13 protein-coding genes are annotated in these 16,387 nt (G+C 33.4%); 8 read left to right on the forward strand and 5 right to left on the reverse strand.

Annotated elements, in window-relative coordinates; all coding sequences use genetic code 11:
- Positions 1 to 9 precede the first annotated feature (9 nt).
- The 3 genes from BUB80_RS02080 to BUB80_RS02090 are packed head-to-tail and all read left to right on the forward strand — an operon-like array spanning position 10 to position 6,878.
- Positions 10 to 3,078: a hypothetical protein gene (locus BUB80_RS02080; RefSeq protein ID WP_139262487.1), complete on the forward strand. Its 3,069-nt coding sequence runs from the start codon at positions 10 to 12 to the stop codon at positions 3,076 to 3,078.
- Between the two features lie 6 nt (positions 3,079 to 3,084).
- Positions 3,085 to 6,561 carry a DUF6443 domain-containing protein gene (locus BUB80_RS02085; RefSeq protein WP_073290457.1) on the forward strand — a complete coding sequence of 1,159 codons (3,477 nt, stop codon included), beginning with the start codon at positions 3,085 to 3,087 and terminating at the stop codon, positions 6,559 to 6,561.
- A gap of 5 nt (positions 6,562 to 6,566) precedes the next feature.
- Positions 6,567 to 6,878 (forward strand): MafI2 family immunity protein, encoded by a 312-nt coding sequence (locus tag BUB80_RS02090; protein WP_073290459.1) that lies wholly within the window; start codon positions 6,567 to 6,569, stop codon positions 6,876 to 6,878.
- 457 nt (positions 6,879 to 7,335) lie between these two features.
- Here the strand turns inward: BUB80_RS02090 and BUB80_RS02100 are convergent, their stop codons facing one another.
- The 5 genes from BUB80_RS02100 to BUB80_RS02120 all read right to left on the reverse strand — a co-directional run bounded on the left by BUB80_RS02100 (position 7,336) and on the right by BUB80_RS02120 (position 12,140).
- Complete coding sequence (locus tag BUB80_RS02100; RefSeq protein ID WP_073290461.1) at positions 7,336 to 8,565, reverse strand: hypothetical protein; 1,230 nt, start codon at positions 8,563 to 8,565, stop codon at positions 7,336 to 7,338.
- 190 nt (positions 8,566 to 8,755) lie between these two features.
- Positions 8,756 to 9,484, reverse strand: a complete 729-nt coding sequence (locus BUB80_RS02105) for a DUF5131 family protein (RefSeq protein ID WP_073290463.1) — start codon at positions 9,482 to 9,484, stop codon at positions 8,756 to 8,758.
- A gap of 129 nt (positions 9,485 to 9,613) precedes the next feature.
- Positions 9,614 to 9,901 carry a helix-turn-helix domain-containing protein gene (locus BUB80_RS02110; protein WP_073290464.1) on the reverse strand — a complete coding sequence of 96 codons (288 nt, stop codon included), beginning with the start codon at positions 9,899 to 9,901 and terminating at the stop codon, positions 9,614 to 9,616.
- A gap of 62 nt (positions 9,902 to 9,963) precedes the next feature.
- The gene (locus BUB80_RS02115; protein WP_073290466.1) at positions 9,964 to 10,833 is read right to left on the reverse strand and encodes a hypothetical protein; all 870 of its coding nucleotides are present in this window, start codon (positions 10,831 to 10,833) and stop codon (positions 9,964 to 9,966) included.
- A gap of 17 nt (positions 10,834 to 10,850) precedes the next feature.
- Positions 10,851 to 12,140 carry a tyrosine-type recombinase/integrase gene (locus BUB80_RS02120; protein WP_073290468.1) on the reverse strand — a complete coding sequence of 430 codons (1,290 nt, stop codon included), beginning with the start codon at positions 12,138 to 12,140 and terminating at the stop codon, positions 10,851 to 10,853.
- Between the two features lie 515 nt (positions 12,141 to 12,655).
- Between BUB80_RS02120 and BUB80_RS02125 the strand changes: the two genes are divergently transcribed.
- From BUB80_RS02125 to BUB80_RS02145, 5 genes are all read left to right on the forward strand, one after another.
- On the forward strand, positions 12,656 to 13,879 hold the full coding sequence (locus BUB80_RS02125) for a TCR/Tet family MFS transporter (RefSeq protein WP_073290470.1): 1,224 nt from the start codon (positions 12,656 to 12,658) through the stop codon (positions 13,877 to 13,879).
- 216 nt (positions 13,880 to 14,095) lie between these two features.
- Entirely contained in the window at positions 14,096 to 14,431 is a 336-nt protein-coding gene (locus BUB80_RS02130; protein WP_054510813.1) for a Sec-independent protein translocase subunit TatA/TatB, read from the forward strand.
- A 3-nt stretch (positions 14,432 to 14,434) separates the two neighbouring features.
- A complete protein-coding gene (locus BUB80_RS02135; RefSeq protein WP_073290472.1) occupies positions 14,435 to 15,001 on the forward strand; it encodes a phosphatase PAP2 family protein in 567 nt (188 codons plus the stop codon).
- Positions 14,998 to 15,810: a tetratricopeptide repeat protein gene (locus BUB80_RS02140; protein ID WP_073290474.1), complete on the forward strand. Its 813-nt coding sequence runs from the start codon at positions 14,998 to 15,000 to the stop codon at positions 15,808 to 15,810. Before BUB80_RS02135 ends, BUB80_RS02140 begins: the two co-directional genes overlap by 4 nt.
- Positions 15,811 to 15,845: 35 nt before the next feature.
- A complete protein-coding gene (locus BUB80_RS02145) occupies positions 15,846 to 16,307 on the forward strand; it encodes a tRNA (cytidine(34)-2'-O)-methyltransferase (protein ID WP_073290476.1) in 462 nt (153 codons plus the stop codon).
- Positions 16,308 to 16,387 lie beyond the last annotated feature (80 nt).

Raw genomic sequence — 16,387 nt, forward strand, 5'->3', positions numbered from 1 at the left:
ACACAACTTATGAAGAAGCAACTTAATAAAAATCGTAAAATAACATTATCAATATTGTGTTTATTTGGAGTATCATTTTATTCAGGTCAAAATATACCTATAATAAAATCTCCACAAACTTATAATATCGAAAAATTTGGAAATATTCCTGTTAGTATGAATACAGGAAGCATCTCCTATGATGTCAATCTTTTTAATTATGGAGATATTTACAATGGAAATGGATATAATATTGGATTGAGATATTATGGAACAGGATTTATTCCCGCAAAAAAATCTAACTATGTAGGGTTAGATTGGTCATTAGATATAGGAGGAGCAATTACTAGAGAAGTAAGAGGGTTACCTGATGATTTCTTTTCAGATTGGCCAAAAAAACAAGGTTTATATGGATATTTAGAAGGTGTTAAAACATCCAATAAAACAAGTAATGATATATATAACCAAAATTACAATCAATTTCCTGATGGAGGTGGTGGGATAGGTATTAAAACAGGAGCATTTGGTTTTGAAATTGAACCTGATAAGTTTAGTTTTAACTTTATGGGAAATAGTGGATACTTCTTCATTGGAAATGATATGAAACCAATTATTATTTCCGATAATAAAAACCTGAAAATTGATGTTTCAGGACTTTCATCTAAACAGCCCCTTGATCCGATACAAATAAATGGTTCTCAATGTTTGACTAAACCTACAACCATTACAATTACGGATGAAAAAGGTATAAAATATTATTTTGGAGGAAATTATGAAAATTTGGAGATTTCATATAATTTATTACCAAATGCCGAGTCAGAAAATCCTTTTACTATCACCTCATGGAATTTATTCAAAATTGAATATCCTAATTCCAATATATTAGAAATTAAGTATCGTACAGTCACACCTAGTATAACTGACAGAAACTTTTGCAGATCTAATCCAGGAAATATTAGGAACTTGCAAGAGCCTTTCTTACTAATGTTTGACCATAATACTATCTTTAAACAAGAAATTAAAGCTACAAATGGAAATTATAATACAAGCAGTGGAAGTTTATTATATGATGGAACTATTTATTGGGGTGGTAGCACTACATCTAGTGATGGTAGCAATACATCATACTCTGCTACTAAAAAAAGCTTTCCAGATTCAATTTTATTAAATGGGAAAACAATAGTCTTCTTTGATTTCGAAAGATTTGATCAATATTTAGGATATACAATTCCTTCTTTAAAGTTAAAAAACATTATCTTTTACAGTACATCTGGAAATCAAATAGTTAAACAAATAAATTTAGACTATTACAGATACAAAGATTACTTCTTTTTAGATAAGGTTAAGATGTATAAAAAAGATCGAATCTCATCAGATTATTTACAAGAATATAGTTTTGATTATTATAATAAAAATACATTACCAGATGAGAATACAGCATTAATTGATTATTGGGGTTATTTTAATAATAAGCCCAGGATGAATATGATTCCAAATTTCACACTAAATAAAAATACTGGAGACTATGTAATTACAGATAATACACAAGAAGCAGATCCTACATTATCTTCAATAGGACTAATGAAAACAATAACCTACCCTACCAAAGGAAAAAGTGAATTCATTTATGAGCCTCATAAATATAGTGAAAAAATAGACAGGAATTCCTCATCACAATTTAAAAATATATTAATTCAATCAGAAGGAATTGTAAGTGGAGGACGAATTAATAAAATCATTAATTATTCTAATGACGGAACTCAAATAGGTACTAAAGACTATAAATATGTTAGCAATTATTCTCCAAATGGAGCAAGCATTAAATCAAGTGGAATTCTATCTAACTTTTATCGTAATTTAACGTATGTAAGAGTACAAACTCCTTTTAGTACTTATGAGGAACTGAATGCTTATTCAGATAATTTTATTGAAACTTCTATGAATTCGTTTCCTGTACTATATTCTGAAGTTACAGAAATTGAAAACAATAAAGGATATACAAAATATTATTTTACAGATTACAAAATGTATCCTGACAGCCAAGATAATAAAGCAGTTGATAATAATACAAGTAATTTGGATGTAAATTATTATCCTGCTAATATAACGAATATCAACCTTCCTTACCGTTCAAATAACTATAAAAGAGGAAAATTATATAAACAGGAAATATATGATCAGAACTTTAATAAATTAAAATCCTCCAATACCGAATTTATAGATGTTTCGGAAGTTATCTCAAATAATTTTGCTACTTATGTTACAGATAGATTAAGAACTAAATATTTCTTTAAATTATTTGGAGGATCATTCTCACCTAGCAAAACCATTTCTGATGATATTTTAAACAATAATTTGTTATCCTCTAAATCAGAATATTTTTATCAGTCTGCCAATGGCATGAATATTTCAAAGATTAAAAGTACAAATACAGATGGGAAAATTACAGAAACCAATTATCAATATGCCCATGAAAAGGGAAATCAAAAATTGATCAATACGAATATTGTAGATACTCCTTTAGAAATATCTGTACTAGAAAAGCAGAATATAAGTGATGCTGGAAAATTAGTTTCTAAATCCGAAGTTAAGTATGATAATCCCGCAAATGTATATCCTACTATGGCATTATCCTATGATTTGCAAAACGGGACTCCATCCACCGAAGCTACTTATGATCTTTATGATGGGAAAGGTAATTTACAACAATACACCACAAAAGATGGTGTTTCTACAACAATAATCTGGGGTTATAACAATACTCAGCCCATTGCAAAAATAGAGGGTGCAAAACTATCTGATATTCAGCAATCTTTTATTGACAGTATTGTTAATGCTTCCGATACTGATGCTTTAGCAATTTCAAATAGTGATGAAGCTTCATTTTTATCTGTTCTCAATACATTTAGAAATAATCTTCTAAATTATCAAATCTCAACGTACACTTATGATCCATCGATCGGTATAAGAAGTATCACTCCACCAACAGGAATCAGAGAGGTTTATATCTATGATAGAGCCAACAGAATAAAAGAGATCAGGCAAGATAATGCAACAGGAAAAATTCTGAAAGAACTCAAGTACAACTATAAAAACTAATACACAATGAAAAAGATACTTATTCTAATTTGGGGGTTACTCTTGGGAAGCACGCTTCATGCACAAAATTTACCTACTACAGAAAATTATATTGAAACCAGAACTTATCTTGACTCTGTAACCATAAGCAGTTCAACTGCAAAACAAATCCATACAGTTCAGTATTTTGATGGTTTAGGACGACCAAAACAGGTTGTTAATGTAAAAGCTTCACCACTGGGAAGAGATGTTGTCAGTCACATTGAATATGACGGATTTGGAAGACAAACTAAAGATTTTTTACCTATTCCACAGTCACAAACGCTAAATGGAGCAATTGCTCCGACTCCTTTAGCCAATGCAACTTCCGTTTATGGTTTAGAAAAAATCTATGCAGAGAAAATCTTAGAAAACTCACCATTAGACAGAATTCAGCAACAGATTCAGGTAGGAACTGATTGGGCTTCTAAGCCTGTGAAATTTGAGTATGATACCAATAACAATGGAGATTATGTAAGAAAATATGAAACTACCACAACATGGGATCCAGTTGGTAAAATGATGTTGACTTCTGTTCAGCTATTGCAATATTTTCCAATTGCTCAGCTATATAAAAATACAATCATTGATGAAGATGGGAACCGAACCATTGAATTTAAAAATGGTAAGGGACAAACTTTATTGGTGAGAAAAGTAATAAACCCTACTGAAAACGCTGATACGTATTATGTTTATAATGAGTATGATGTCTTGGCTTATGTGATCCCACCATTGGCTTCAGCGCCCACCGTTGAGCCTGCTACTGTGGAAAACCTTTATTATCAATATCGCTATGATGGCAGAAAGAGACTGGTAGAAAAAAAAGTTCCTGGTAAGGGTTGGGAATATATGCTTTATGATAAACAGGATCGTTTAGTAGCCACACAGGACACTGCTTTGAAACAAAAAGGACAGTGGATATATACAAAATATGATCAGTTCGGAAGGGTTGCTATTACGGGAATCGGTACTGGCTCAGAAAGAATCACTGAGCAAAATATGGTTGATGGTTTAGGATCAAATAATGTCAACAGACTCAGTACTCCTCTTTTTGAAAGACAGGGAATGGATGTATATTATGGAAATCAAGATTCAACTTATCCGAATTCAACAAAATGGATAACATTGTTATCATTGAATTATTACGATACCTATCCAAATTACAGCTTCAATCCTTCATTTCCAACAAGTATTTTCGGACCCACTTTAACAGATAATCCTACAGCAACTGGTAAAAGTACGAAAGGACTTTCTGTTATGAGTCTGGTTAAAAACATCGAAGATGATAATTGGACAAAGAATTACTCATATTATGATACCCGAGGAAGAGTTGTCGGAACGTATTCTATCAATCATTTGGGAGGATTTACAGAGACAAAATCTGAACTTGATTTTGCAGGAGCTCCGAAACAAAATATCACCAGACATAAAAGAGTGAATACGGATACTGAAAAAGTAATCATAGAAACCTTTGAATATGATCATCAAAATAGGTTACTTGTCCACAAACATAAAATAGACAACAATACGGAAGAGATCTTAGCTCAGAATAAATACAATGAGCTTTCTCAGCTGGAATCTAAAAAAGTCGGAGGAATCAATATTTCAACTCCTCTTCAAACTATTGATTATAAATACAACATACATGGTTGGATGACCAAGATCAATGATCCTGTTAATCTTAACGGAAAATTGTTCGGTTATGAACTTAAATACCATAATCCAGTCAATACTACTTTTGCTATGGCAAAGTATAACGGAAATATTGCAGAAGTTGATTGGAAGACTTCAAATGATGATGTACTAAAAAGATATTCTTATAATTATGATAAATTAAACAGACTTAACTTCGGACATTATTCTGAGCCTAATAGTACCGTGCCACTGGAAGATCATTTCGGGGAATCTATAGAATATGATTTGAACGGGAATATCACCCGATTATATCGAAATGCTAAAAATATAACCAACGGAATGGCAATGCAAATCGATAATCTAACGTATAGCTATGCAGGTAATAGGCTGTTAAATGTAACAGATGCTTCCCAGAATTATTTAGGATATGTTGGAGGAGGAAATACTATTGGCTATGACTTGAACGGAAATATGACGAGTCATGTGGATAAGGGAATTACAAGCATTCAATATAATTTCCTGAACCTTCCTTCTACCCTTATCAAGAACAATAATAAGAGTCCTTTCGGTGGTGCTATATCTCATCTTTATGGAGCTGATGGAAGAAAGCTTAAAAAAGCATATTCATATTATAAAAGAGATTGGCAGGGAAATACAAATCTTGCCTTAACTACTACGGAATATTTAGATAGTTTTCAATATGTACTTGAAAGCAATGGATTTGGATGTATTGATTGTCCCCCTCCTTCCCCTAATTTACAGTTTGTACCTACTTCGGAAGGTTATTTTGATTTTGTAAAAAATAAGTATATTTACAATTATACAGATCATTTGGGGAATATCCGTCTGAGCTATTTTAATAATGGAAACAGTATAGAAGTTCTTGAAGAGAATAATTATTATCCGTTTGGGTTGAAGCATGAGGGAGTAAATGTATTGACAGGAAACACTGCCTATCAATACAAATATAATGGCAAGGAGTATCAACAAGAGATCGGAATGACTGACTTTGGAGCTAGAATGTATATGAATGATCTAGGGAGATGGGGTGTAATTGATCCTTTAAGTGAATTACAATTTGCTTATAGTCCATATTCTTATGTTTACGGAAATCCTATTAGATTCAATGATCCAACAGGTATGATTGGAGAAGATCCTGATCCTAAAAAAATATACGGTCCTAAAGGAGGACATCCAATAGAAGAAGTTGTAATAACAGGTGTTTCTAAGGCAAAACAAATGGATCGTTCCCTTTCATTTATGGGAATCCAAAGTTTAAATTCTTTCCATGCTTCGGAAGATAGATTTGCAGCAGGAATTAGAGGAAGTAAAGCGGCTCTTGCCACTGAAAAATTTGAAAAAAACTTTGCTTTTGCAATAGGAACTTTCGGAATGGGAGGAACTAATTTATTTGCTTCAGCTGCTTGGGCTACTTTTGACACTTATATGAGTTATCAAGATGAAGAAACTCAGGATGCAGTTGGAACAATACAGTTAATGGCAATTATAGCACAAGTATCACATGGGAATGCCTCAGGAGTAAATAAGTTGATCAATATTGGCAAGCAAGGGAAACATATAATTGGACATAACAATTATATAATAGGTAAGAGTATTTTAAAAGAGGATGCTCAATTATTATTAGATGCCTTTCATTCAGGGAATATTAAATCATCGAGAGTGATTAATGAAGCAAAAGTAAGTGTAGATTTTGGTAAAGTTATTGGAGATTTTGTCCAAGATGGAGTTCCTACTCCAACAAGTGTAGGAACAGTGATTAACAGTAAAACAGGAGTACATATTGTTCCTGCTAACCCTATACAATATTAGAATTTATGGAAAATGAAAAATATATAGAATTAAGAAGGGATGTTTTAATTTCAATCCAAAGAGCATTATGGGGAATGATATATCCTTCAATTAGAGCTATTGCAGTAGGATTTGAAGAAACAAAAAAGCTTACTGTTATTTATTATTTGGATAAAGAACCTGAAGATGAGGATTATGAAAATATAAGTGAAGTTACTGGTGAGGTTTGTTCAGATATTGATTTTTCTACAGTAGAAGAACTTTGTATTTATACTAATCAACCTTTTTCTGAATTAGATAATTTAGTTTCGTGGGTTTATATTAGAAAAGAAGAATAAGATATTTTGATTTTATTCAAAAAATGATTTTGTCAAGTTTAATTTCTGATTTTATAGATAATCCTAAGGGCTAGTTAAATAAAAATTTAGATCATGCAAGAATTATTTATGAAAAATATTGGAGTAAAGAAGATGTATGGTTTTATTTACATTTCCAAGATGGAAAAGCTGTAAGACAGATTGAAGTAAATTCTAAAGGAAAGGTTTTTCTAACTTTAGAAAATCCACAACAAGACGAATCAACGCTATGCGATCAGTCACTAGAAGATCTGGATTTGGAACCATCAGATTTTATTACTAAAACAGAATTTGATCAGATCTGGAATAACCGATAAAATTTAAAGCCTCACAATATAGTGGGGCTTTATTATTGAGCGTCTGGATATCAACCTTGTACCTTTGTGTATAAGGCTAAGCACTCAAAGAATAGCTTAAAAACAGCTCCTGCATCATAATATTAGATATTATCACAATCTGGAATATCATCAGGATTACCTTTAAAATACTCATACACCATAGTTTTTTTAAGTCCTGTCAGGTTTATTACTTTTTTAGGAGTAATCTTACCATCTGTATGGCAATCCCAATTACAGAATAATTCTGATATCAGATTTTTCTTTTCCTGAGTTTTTTGTCTTTTTTCTTGGTTCAGAACTTCTAAGCATTTTCTACTTTTTTCAACAGGAGTCAAAGTCACATCTTGGAAAAAGAATCTTTTTGTTTTATTGACTCGTGGAGCTTGGCGATCATTGAACGCTTTATCAATTATATTCCGAACCTCTTTCGTGTCTAATGGAGTCAGAAGATTAAGCATATTAGCTGTATATATAAGTTTAGAGAGCGTTTCTTTGTCTAGATCATGGTTTAGATGTACCAGGCGTTTAGCGTACAAACTAAGAGTTTTTTCGCGGTTGCCATCTTTTACCCGTTTAGGCATAAAAGCACTGTGGTATTTTATTTTATCCTCACCGCAATCATGAATGCCTTGATCGTTATATTCAAAACTAAGATCTTGGGTGGCTTCATCGAGATTGTGGTATCTTATTTTTCCGTCACGGTGTATACCTATTAAAGTATTTTCTTTAATGATAGTGTCACGGAAAAACTGAGTTCCAGTGCTACTATGTTCTACTGCTACATCTAAACCAGCTAATAAATCAGCAACAGGAAATACTTCTACATTATCATTATAGTAAGCATTCTGGTCATACGGCAATATAGTAAGTCGATCAATTGATACCGCCTGTGGATCATAAGGAATCTTCAACACATTAGCTATCTCTCGGGTAGCAGCTTTAAAGTTATAGGGTGTCAATCCGTCTACCTTTACTATAAGCGTAAGACCTGTATCAGACAAACTACGCCAGTAGGCACATGTATAAGTTGTATTGATCTCAAAATCCTGCTCAGTCTTACAGTCAACATCAATATATAGATATCCTGTAGGTTCTGCTATATTCTTTCCTATAATATATCCATCTGAAAAGTTAAAGTTAATACTGATGGCAGATAGCTTATTGATCTTAATTTCTTTATACTCGGCAGAACTTCTTTCCAAAGTTCGGGCATACTCGACTAGTTTTACATGCTCCTGCGGAGGAGATCTTATAAATTCTATTACTTCTTGAATGTCTTGGAATGAATCCGTTATGGTTCTGTTGGTACAATGTGATATTTTGTTTATCATAATTTCTGGGTTAAAAAAAGGGATGGCAAGGGCTATACATATTTGTTTTACTATGCCTTTAGAGATTGTTTGTAAAAGTTTTAGTTAGTTTTTCGGGAGCTTATAAAGTTTTTATAATATGCGCACGCAATGTTGTGCGGTATAATAAGAAAAAGATCTTCTTATCTAGCATTATCCCGTATTTATAAGGTTATCGTGGTAATTGTCTTATTTGAAAATGAGAATCCCACTCATCAATATCTCCGCCATGTCTGTCTTTGAGCTTTAATAGCTTAGATTGGTAAGTTCCCAGCTGTTTTACGAAACACTTCACATTATTACCTTGAGCATTTTTGACCAATTTTTCTGCCCATTCCAATTCCATAGGTCTGTATCTATATCTTCCTGTATCATTACCGCTCTCCCCGCCGATAATACACCAGTCCAAAAGATTCATATTTTCATCCCAGTCAATTTCTCCAATCAGAGGTTCAAAACTCGCAAAAGTGATACACGGCAGATCATTCAGATATGCAATTCGTCCTACCTGCTGTTGACTTTCAACGGAAACTCCGATCCATACATTTTGTAGTTCATTGAAAAAGTCAGGAAGATGATCTTTGATTCTTTCAGGTCTTTTGGTCAATATTTGATAAGTGTGTTGCGGAGTTTCTCGAATAATTTCCCACGCTTCATCTCTCCATTGATCAGCTTCCTCAATAAACCAATCGCTCCACGAACAAGTAAAGATAACCTTAGGTTCTTTCCATTTCAGAGGCTGTTTAAACATAGTTTTTGATCTCAGAACTGTTGTTGCATCTTGACCGTATCTTTCCTTATCTCTGTACATATAACAGAATTTGCAACCAGGTGATACTTTTTGACAGCCGTGCCACGGATTCCATGTAGCTTCTGTCCATTGAATTTTACTATTTTCCATAATTTATTTTTTGAAATAACACAAAGAGACACCCACACAGTACTCAGCCTATGTCTTGATTAAATATTGAAAGTGTGGATTTTTGAATGGATCGGGATTATCTAGAATGTCCCGAATGAGAGCAGATTGCTAAGAAGCAGATCTTAATTTTGTTTGAATCTCTTCTCGGGTATAATACACCCTGCCTTCGAAGCTAATAGGAATCAAAGTTCCTTTCTTTGCCCAGTTGTGCAATGTTCCAAACGAAACACCGAAATAATCCGCTGTTTCCTGTCGGGTCAAAAGTTCTTTATCTGCTACATGATTACCTTTTGTACCCAAAAGGCGGTCTAAGGATTTATTAATTTTTTGATCAATCATTCCCATAAACTCTTCTATTGAGATCTGGGAAATTTGAAATGTTCTACTGTTGTCCATAAATTCTGTTTTTTATTTCTGGTACAAAAGTAAAATATCTGTTATTCGGGAGCTATTCGGACTTATTCGGATTTATCTTGCAGGTAAATATTTATAAGTTGACTTACTTTTGATTCATGTCTGCCAGGTTCAGACATTTTAGTGTTATTTTTAATTGAATTTGGGAAAACAGAATTGATAAAACCGATGTAATCTTTCAGTAAAAGTTCATACTTAAATATTTCTTCTTTACAGTCTGGATTGCTGTAAATAGCATTCAGCTTTGCATTAAATCCATTTTTTTCAGGACTGATACTCATTGTTTCCAGTGTAGTCATAAACCATTTTTCTGCTTTTTCAGAAATAAAAACATCTGGATATTGGTATTGGTCTTTTACTGACTTGGTACTAACTGACGAAGTTGATGATGGTTTAAAAAAATAATTAGCCACGTAAGGAACCAGATCCGAAAACTCAGATGTAATATATTCAGGCTTTCTTTGGTTTTCTTTCAGCAGGTTTTTAACAATCCTCAGTTGCAATTTGTTGATATTTCCGCTGTCCAAAAGGCTTTTATAGTAATCCGTAGACTCTTCTATAACTTTAAGAATGTTTTTAAAAAAATAATCTTTGTTGCCGATCTCAGTTTTTTTATAAGCATCTACAATGGCATGTTCAAACTCAACAAAAAGATATTCCATATAAGTGCCGATTGTTCTGGAGAAATCTTTAGATTGCATGATTTCGTCCTGTAATTCGTAATTTAAAGTTTGATATTTATAAGATCTTTCCGATTTGTATTCTTCTTCACTTAGTTCAATAAGTCCAAAATCATCATCGTACTTATAATACTTCCGTGAAAATTCTGGAAACATATTAATGATAAGCTGATGCAGCATTTGTTCTGATTCAAAAAAATGATTTTGGTATTTAAATTCCGTATAATCTCTCATTTTTCAAATTTACCTATTTACTTTTGATTTTTTTTCTTTTCTTCCTGCTGTTCCCAATACTGCTCCAACTTTTCAGCATGTTCTCGTTTTGAGGTTTTCACATAATCTAAAAATGTACTGTGTGATTTATGCCCTGTAATAGCCATAACGGTCTTATCGTCCAATTTGCCGTAATGATTCGAAACAAATGAGCGACGGCAAGTGTGAGAAGAAATTAGCTTAAATTTTGGATAATAACTTTTTTCCTTTCGGTTGGTTTCAGGATTTTTTAATCCTCCCAGAATAACCTCAGTAATTCCCGCTAATTCACAGAGCTTTTTAACCTGTATATTGAATTTTTGTCTAATCATGGTAGGTAACACACCGTTTCTTTTTTCTATGATCTGTTTTAAGTGTGTGTGTATCGGTATTTCAACAAAACTGCCTGTCTTCTCGAGTTCAATAATTTTGATTCTGTTATTGGAAATGTCAAAACTGTTAATGCGCTTCAAATCTGAGATTCTGAGCCCTGTCCAGAGTCCTGTAATAAACAAATCACGAATCTCAGCTAATTCTTCGTTGTCTGATAAGTCATAATTAAAGATTAGATCTATCTCTTCCTCGTTCAGGTAAGTGTCAATAGTTTCTTCTTTTTTGATAGCAAAGTTTTTACTTTTGATCTCGGGATTTATTTTATATCCTTTCTGTTCGGCTTCTCTGACATACTGTTTGATAGTGGTTAACTGTTTATCTATCGTTGTATTACTGTATGATGTGCAGACTTCTTTCAGATAATACACAAACTTATTATGAAAGTCCAGACCAATATCTGTAATTCTCAGTTTTAGACCTGCATACTCCTGAAAATCTTTGATAAGCCCGAGAGTGTAATTATGCCTTGTAATGGTTTTGTGATCTAATAAAGTACCTGTTCTAGGATTGATTTTAGTTTCTGATTCTTTGATAAACTGTTTGGCGAACGGATAAAAATAATATCTCGGATCATCTTCTCCCTCTGGTCTTTCATGGAAGTCGTTAATGATTTTGATCAGCCAATCCGAATCAATCTTGTTTCCTTTGGGAAAATCTTCAATAAATCGGTCAAATACATTTCTTTTGAGTTTATCTGTCTTTTTTCTGACATCTACATTGATAATATCAACACTCCGAGCACTCTTTTTTCCTTTGGAGATTTTCTTGAACTTGAAATCTGAATCAAAAATAAAGATGTTGGTTTTTGCATTAATATCGATTTTATTGTGATAAAACCGTATATTTAGATTCACAGGAACTTTTTTGCTATAAACTCCCAATTCTATATTTGCCATAAAATACTCATTTTAGGTATATGTAAAGATAATTAATTTTTCCGATTTACTCCCGACTTGATTCTATATGTAGTTGTATTCAATTATACTCAGTTGTATTTAATTAGATACAAACCCCTGTAAATACAAGGGTTTATCATACAGTAAGATTCAAGTAAATTCAATGGCTAGTCCAATCTGGGCTAGGGTATTTGCCCGAATTTCATTTCTTGTCGAAAAATCAACTTTCAGTTTGTCATGCCGTAGGGATCCGGATTCGAATCTTTCCATACTATAAATCTAAACCTAACAGGTTTTCAAAACCTGTTAGGTTTGTTTTAATATTTCTAAAAATGATGTTTCATATACCTCTTAATCTCAGAACAAGCGAACGATTGCTAACAAGTCATAAAATCTTAAAAGCATCATTAAAAGGAACAATATTTTTAGTTCACAATTTATTAATCATTACCAATAAATTATTACTCATAATTTAGAATCATTATTTTTCTCAATTTGATTATTTTTGCAGGATTATGGAAAATTCAAGGAAAAAAGCAGCCATAGGCTTTATATTTATAACGCTGTTGATTGATATTACAGGATGGGGGATTATTATCCCTGTTGTTCCTAAGTTAATCGAAGAGCTGATTCATGCAGATATAAGTGAAGCCGCTAAGTATGGAGGTTGGCTAGGATTCGCATATGCTTTTACTCAGTTTATATTTTCACCCGTGGTAGGAAATTTGAGTGATAAGTACGGAAGAAGACCTATTATTTTGATCTCCCTTTTTGGTTTTGCTATAGATTATATTTTCCTTGCATTGGCCCCGACAATCTGGTGGCTCTTTTTAGGGCGAATTATTGCTGGAATTACAGGTGCCAGCGTCACAACGGCCAGCGCCTATATTGCAGATATTTCTACAGATGAAGATCGTGCGAAAAACTTTGGTTTAATTGGAGCTGCCTTTGGCTTAGGCTTCATTATTGGACCTGTTCTTGGTGGTGTTTTAGGACATTATGGAGCGAGAGTTCCTTTCTATGCGGCGGCAGGTTTATGTTTGCTTAATTTCCTTTATGGATATTTCATTCTTCCGGAAAGTTTGGATAAAGATAAGCGTAGAGAGTTTGATTGGAAACGCGCAAATCCTGTAGGTTCATTTAAATTTTTAGGGAAGCATCCGGAGATTTCAGGATTGATCGTTGCTTTAATTTTAATTTATATTGCCGGACACGCAGTACAGAGCAATTGGAGCTTCTTTACAATGTACAAATTCAGCTGGACAGAAAGAATGGTGGGGATTTCTCTCGGGGTAGTCGGGTTATTGGTCGGATTGGTTCAGGGAGTTTTAATACGATGGACAACCCCAAGATTGGGAGAACATAAAAGTATCTATTACGGATTGGCATTATACGCACTCGGAATGTTGTTATTTGCATTTGCTACAGAAGGCTGGATGATGTTTGCTTTCTTAATACCTTATTGTTTAGGAGGAATTTGTGGTCCGGCTCTTCAGTCAGTGATTACGAAAAGTGTTCCGGCAAATGAGCAGGGTGAACTTCAGGGTGCATTAACGAGTTTAATGAGTGCGACTTCAATTGTAGGTCCTCCCATGATGACGAATCTATTTTATTATTTTACACACGATGAAGCCCCGTTTAAATTCTCAGGAGCACCATTTTTCTTGGCATTTCTATTGATGACAGCCAGTGTTGTGGCTACGTATTATGCTTTTCAAAAAAATAAAATTAAAAAGTAAAACAATTTAGATAAATAGAGCAGGGAATCAATAGTTGGTTCCCTGTTTCGTTTGAATAATAAGAGAAAAAGATAGGTTTAGAATTAGCTCAGTTCATGAATTATAAATTAACCATAATCTCAAATTATGGTCTGTGAGAAAATACAAAACTTAAAATTTGTTTAAAATATACCATAACTGTATTTACATATGTATAATCTTTCGTAATTTTGTATTATGGAATTAAGCTTTGGAGAAATGGCATTGATCGCAGTGGCGATTGTTGTATTATTCGGACCGGATAAACTTCCTTCGATAGCGCGTGACCTAGGGGCAGGCGTAAGAAAAATGCGTGGAGCAGTGGAAGATATTAAAACGGAAATAATGAAGGAAACAGATAATCCTGTTTCTGAAATAAAGCGTGAGATAGAGAAGGTGAAAGATGCCGCAAAAGAGTTCAACCCGATGAATGATATGCACAAAGATTTCTTACCAAATCCAACTGCATCTAATGAACCACCTAAGCCAAAGCCTGCCGATGACGAAACTCACGAAGGGCCGGTAAGCAGATAATCCATGGAAGAAATTATTCAGGAAGATAAGAAGGTCTTTTTGTTTCTCAATAATTTGGGAGATTCTTCTTTTGATCAGTTTTGGATGTTGATCTCCAGTACTTGGATTTGGGTTCCCCTTTACATTATATTTCTTTATTTTTTATATAAAAATTACAAACTAAGATCTTTAGTTTTTATTCTCATATTTATAGCCATTGGAGTTACGGTTTCAGATCAGTTAGCAAGTGTGTTCAAGTATGGTGTGGCGAGGCTAAGACCCTGTCATGATCCCACACTGGAACATCACATGAGAATTGTGAAATGTGGCGGACAGTTCGGATTTTATTCCGCACATGCTTCTAACACCTTTTTCTTAGCCACTTATTTAAGCATTTTATTAAGAAAGAAGCTCAGTTGGTTTCCTTATGCTATATTTGTATGGGCTGTAGTAGTAGCATATAGTCGAATTTATTTAGGAGTGCATTTCCCGATAGATATTTTGGTGGGGGCGTTTGTTGGACTTTTATTGGGAGTGATATTTGGTGCACTTGCCAAAAAAGTGATCAATAAACAAAATATAACCTCATGAAAAAACATTTATTACTTGTAGCATTAGCTTTTACCTCACTCCAATTTTACGCTCAGGACAAAAAAACTGCAGAAGAATGCTTTAAGAAAGCAGATTACAAATGTGCTGAAGAGCAATATTCGAAGTTAGCAGAGAAAGAGCAGATCCAAAAATTTCAGGCAGAATATTACGATAACCTAGGAACCGCTCAAAGGAGGCTAGGGAAGACTGCTTTAGCTTTTAAATCGTATGAATCGGCTTTAAAGGCTAATCCTCTATCAGTTTCTGTATATGCTAATCTGGCTTCTCTACATAGTCAGAAAGGTAATAAAGCAAAGGCATTGGAGTATATTGCAAGAGGACTTCAGGTAGATGCCGAAAATCCCGACTTGTATTTAACCCGCTCCAAAATTTACGACAGTCAGGGTAAAAAAGATTTAGCTCTAAAAGATTTAAATCAAATCCTAACCTTTGCGCCCGATAACATTTATGCAAAAACGGGATTGGCAACGCTGAAGAAAAATAACGGCGATTTAGAAGGGGCTTTAAAAGATTATAATCAACTGATTTCAGAGAAACCTGAATCTTTGTTATACAATGGAAGAGCTGATGTTTATTTCAAAATGAAAAAATATAAAGAAGCCCTTGTTGATATTAATAAAGCAATCTCTATTGATCCAAAATTTTCCCAATCCTACGTTACAAAAGCTTTAATACTTTTTGATACTGCTAAAACAAAAGAAGCGTGTACTACTTTGGATAAAGCAGTAAGTGTAGGATACGAAAAAGCTGTATTGGCAGATTATTATGCTAAATGTACAGCAAAATAAATAAGGTTTTCTCTGTAAAACCATAAAGAATAGATATGTTAAACATTGTTCTCGTAGAACCCGAAATACCGAATAACACAGGTAACATCGGACGGTTATGTGTAGGTACAGAAAGTAGATTACACTTAATTCATCCCTTTGGATTTATAATTAATGATAAAAACCTGAAACGTTCCGGTTTAGATTATTGGGTACATCTTGATGTTACAGAATATGCGAATGTTGATGAATGGATTCAACAGATTCATGATACATCCCGTGTCTTTTTAATGAGTTCACATGCCGAAAAATCGTATTTAGAAACTGATTTTCAAGATGGAGACTGGCTGGTTTTTGGTAAAGAAAGTGTTGGATTGAGTAAAGATGTTTTATCTCGTTTTGAGAATCATTTAACGATCCCAATGTCCAATTTAATCCGAAGTTTTAATATCGCAAATTCCGTAGCTTTTGTGGTTGGCGAAGGGAAAAGACAGATTGGTTTAAAAGGTAAAATATAAAGTTTCAACCACAAAAGAGACAAAAGTTCTTATTTGATGGATAAAGCTTAGTTACTGAGAAAGTAAAGATTTACAAAAGA

Origin of the sequence: Chryseobacterium polytrichastri (genome assembly GCF_900142445.1) — a bacterium.
In the GTDB taxonomy this organism is placed as follows: Bacteria; Bacteroidota; Bacteroidia; order Flavobacteriales; family Weeksellaceae; genus Chryseobacterium; species Chryseobacterium polytrichastri.

Bases quoted from the DNA above. Each gene is read 5' to 3' on its own strand.
- BUB80_RS02080 (WP_139262487.1), top strand. From the start codon at position 10: ATGAAGAAGCAACTTAATAAAAATCGTAAAATAACATTATCAATATTG.
- BUB80_RS02085 (WP_073290457.1), top strand. From the start codon at position 3,085: ATGAAAAAGATACTTATTCTAATTTGGGGGTTACTCTTGGGAAGCACG.
- BUB80_RS02090 (WP_073290459.1), top strand. From the start codon at position 6,567: ATGGAAAATGAAAAATATATAGAATTAAGAAGGGATGTTTTAATTTCA.
- BUB80_RS02100 (WP_073290461.1), bottom strand. From the start codon at position 8,565: ATGATAAACAAAATATCACATTGTACCAACAGAACCATAACGGATTCA.
- BUB80_RS02105 (WP_073290463.1), bottom strand. From the start codon at position 9,484: ATGGAAAATAGTAAAATTCAATGGACAGAAGCTACATGGAATCCGTGG.
- BUB80_RS02110 (WP_073290464.1), bottom strand. From the start codon at position 9,901: ATGGACAACAGTAGAACATTTCAAATTTCCCAGATCTCAATAGAAGAG.
- BUB80_RS02115 (WP_073290466.1), bottom strand. From the start codon at position 10,833: ATGAGAGATTATACGGAATTTAAATACCAAAATCATTTTTTTGAATCA.
- BUB80_RS02120 (WP_073290468.1), bottom strand. From the start codon at position 12,140: ATGGCAAATATAGAATTGGGAGTTTATAGCAAAAAAGTTCCTGTGAAT.
- BUB80_RS02125 (WP_073290470.1), top strand. From the start codon at position 12,656: ATGGAAAATTCAAGGAAAAAAGCAGCCATAGGCTTTATATTTATAACG.
- BUB80_RS02130 (WP_054510813.1), top strand. From the start codon at position 14,096: ATGGAATTAAGCTTTGGAGAAATGGCATTGATCGCAGTGGCGATTGTT.
- BUB80_RS02135 (WP_073290472.1), top strand. From the start codon at position 14,435: ATGGAAGAAATTATTCAGGAAGATAAGAAGGTCTTTTTGTTTCTCAAT.
- BUB80_RS02140 (WP_073290474.1), top strand. From the start codon at position 14,998: ATGAAAAAACATTTATTACTTGTAGCATTAGCTTTTACCTCACTCCAA.
- BUB80_RS02145 (WP_073290476.1), top strand. From the start codon at position 15,846: ATGTTAAACATTGTTCTCGTAGAACCCGAAATACCGAATAACACAGGT.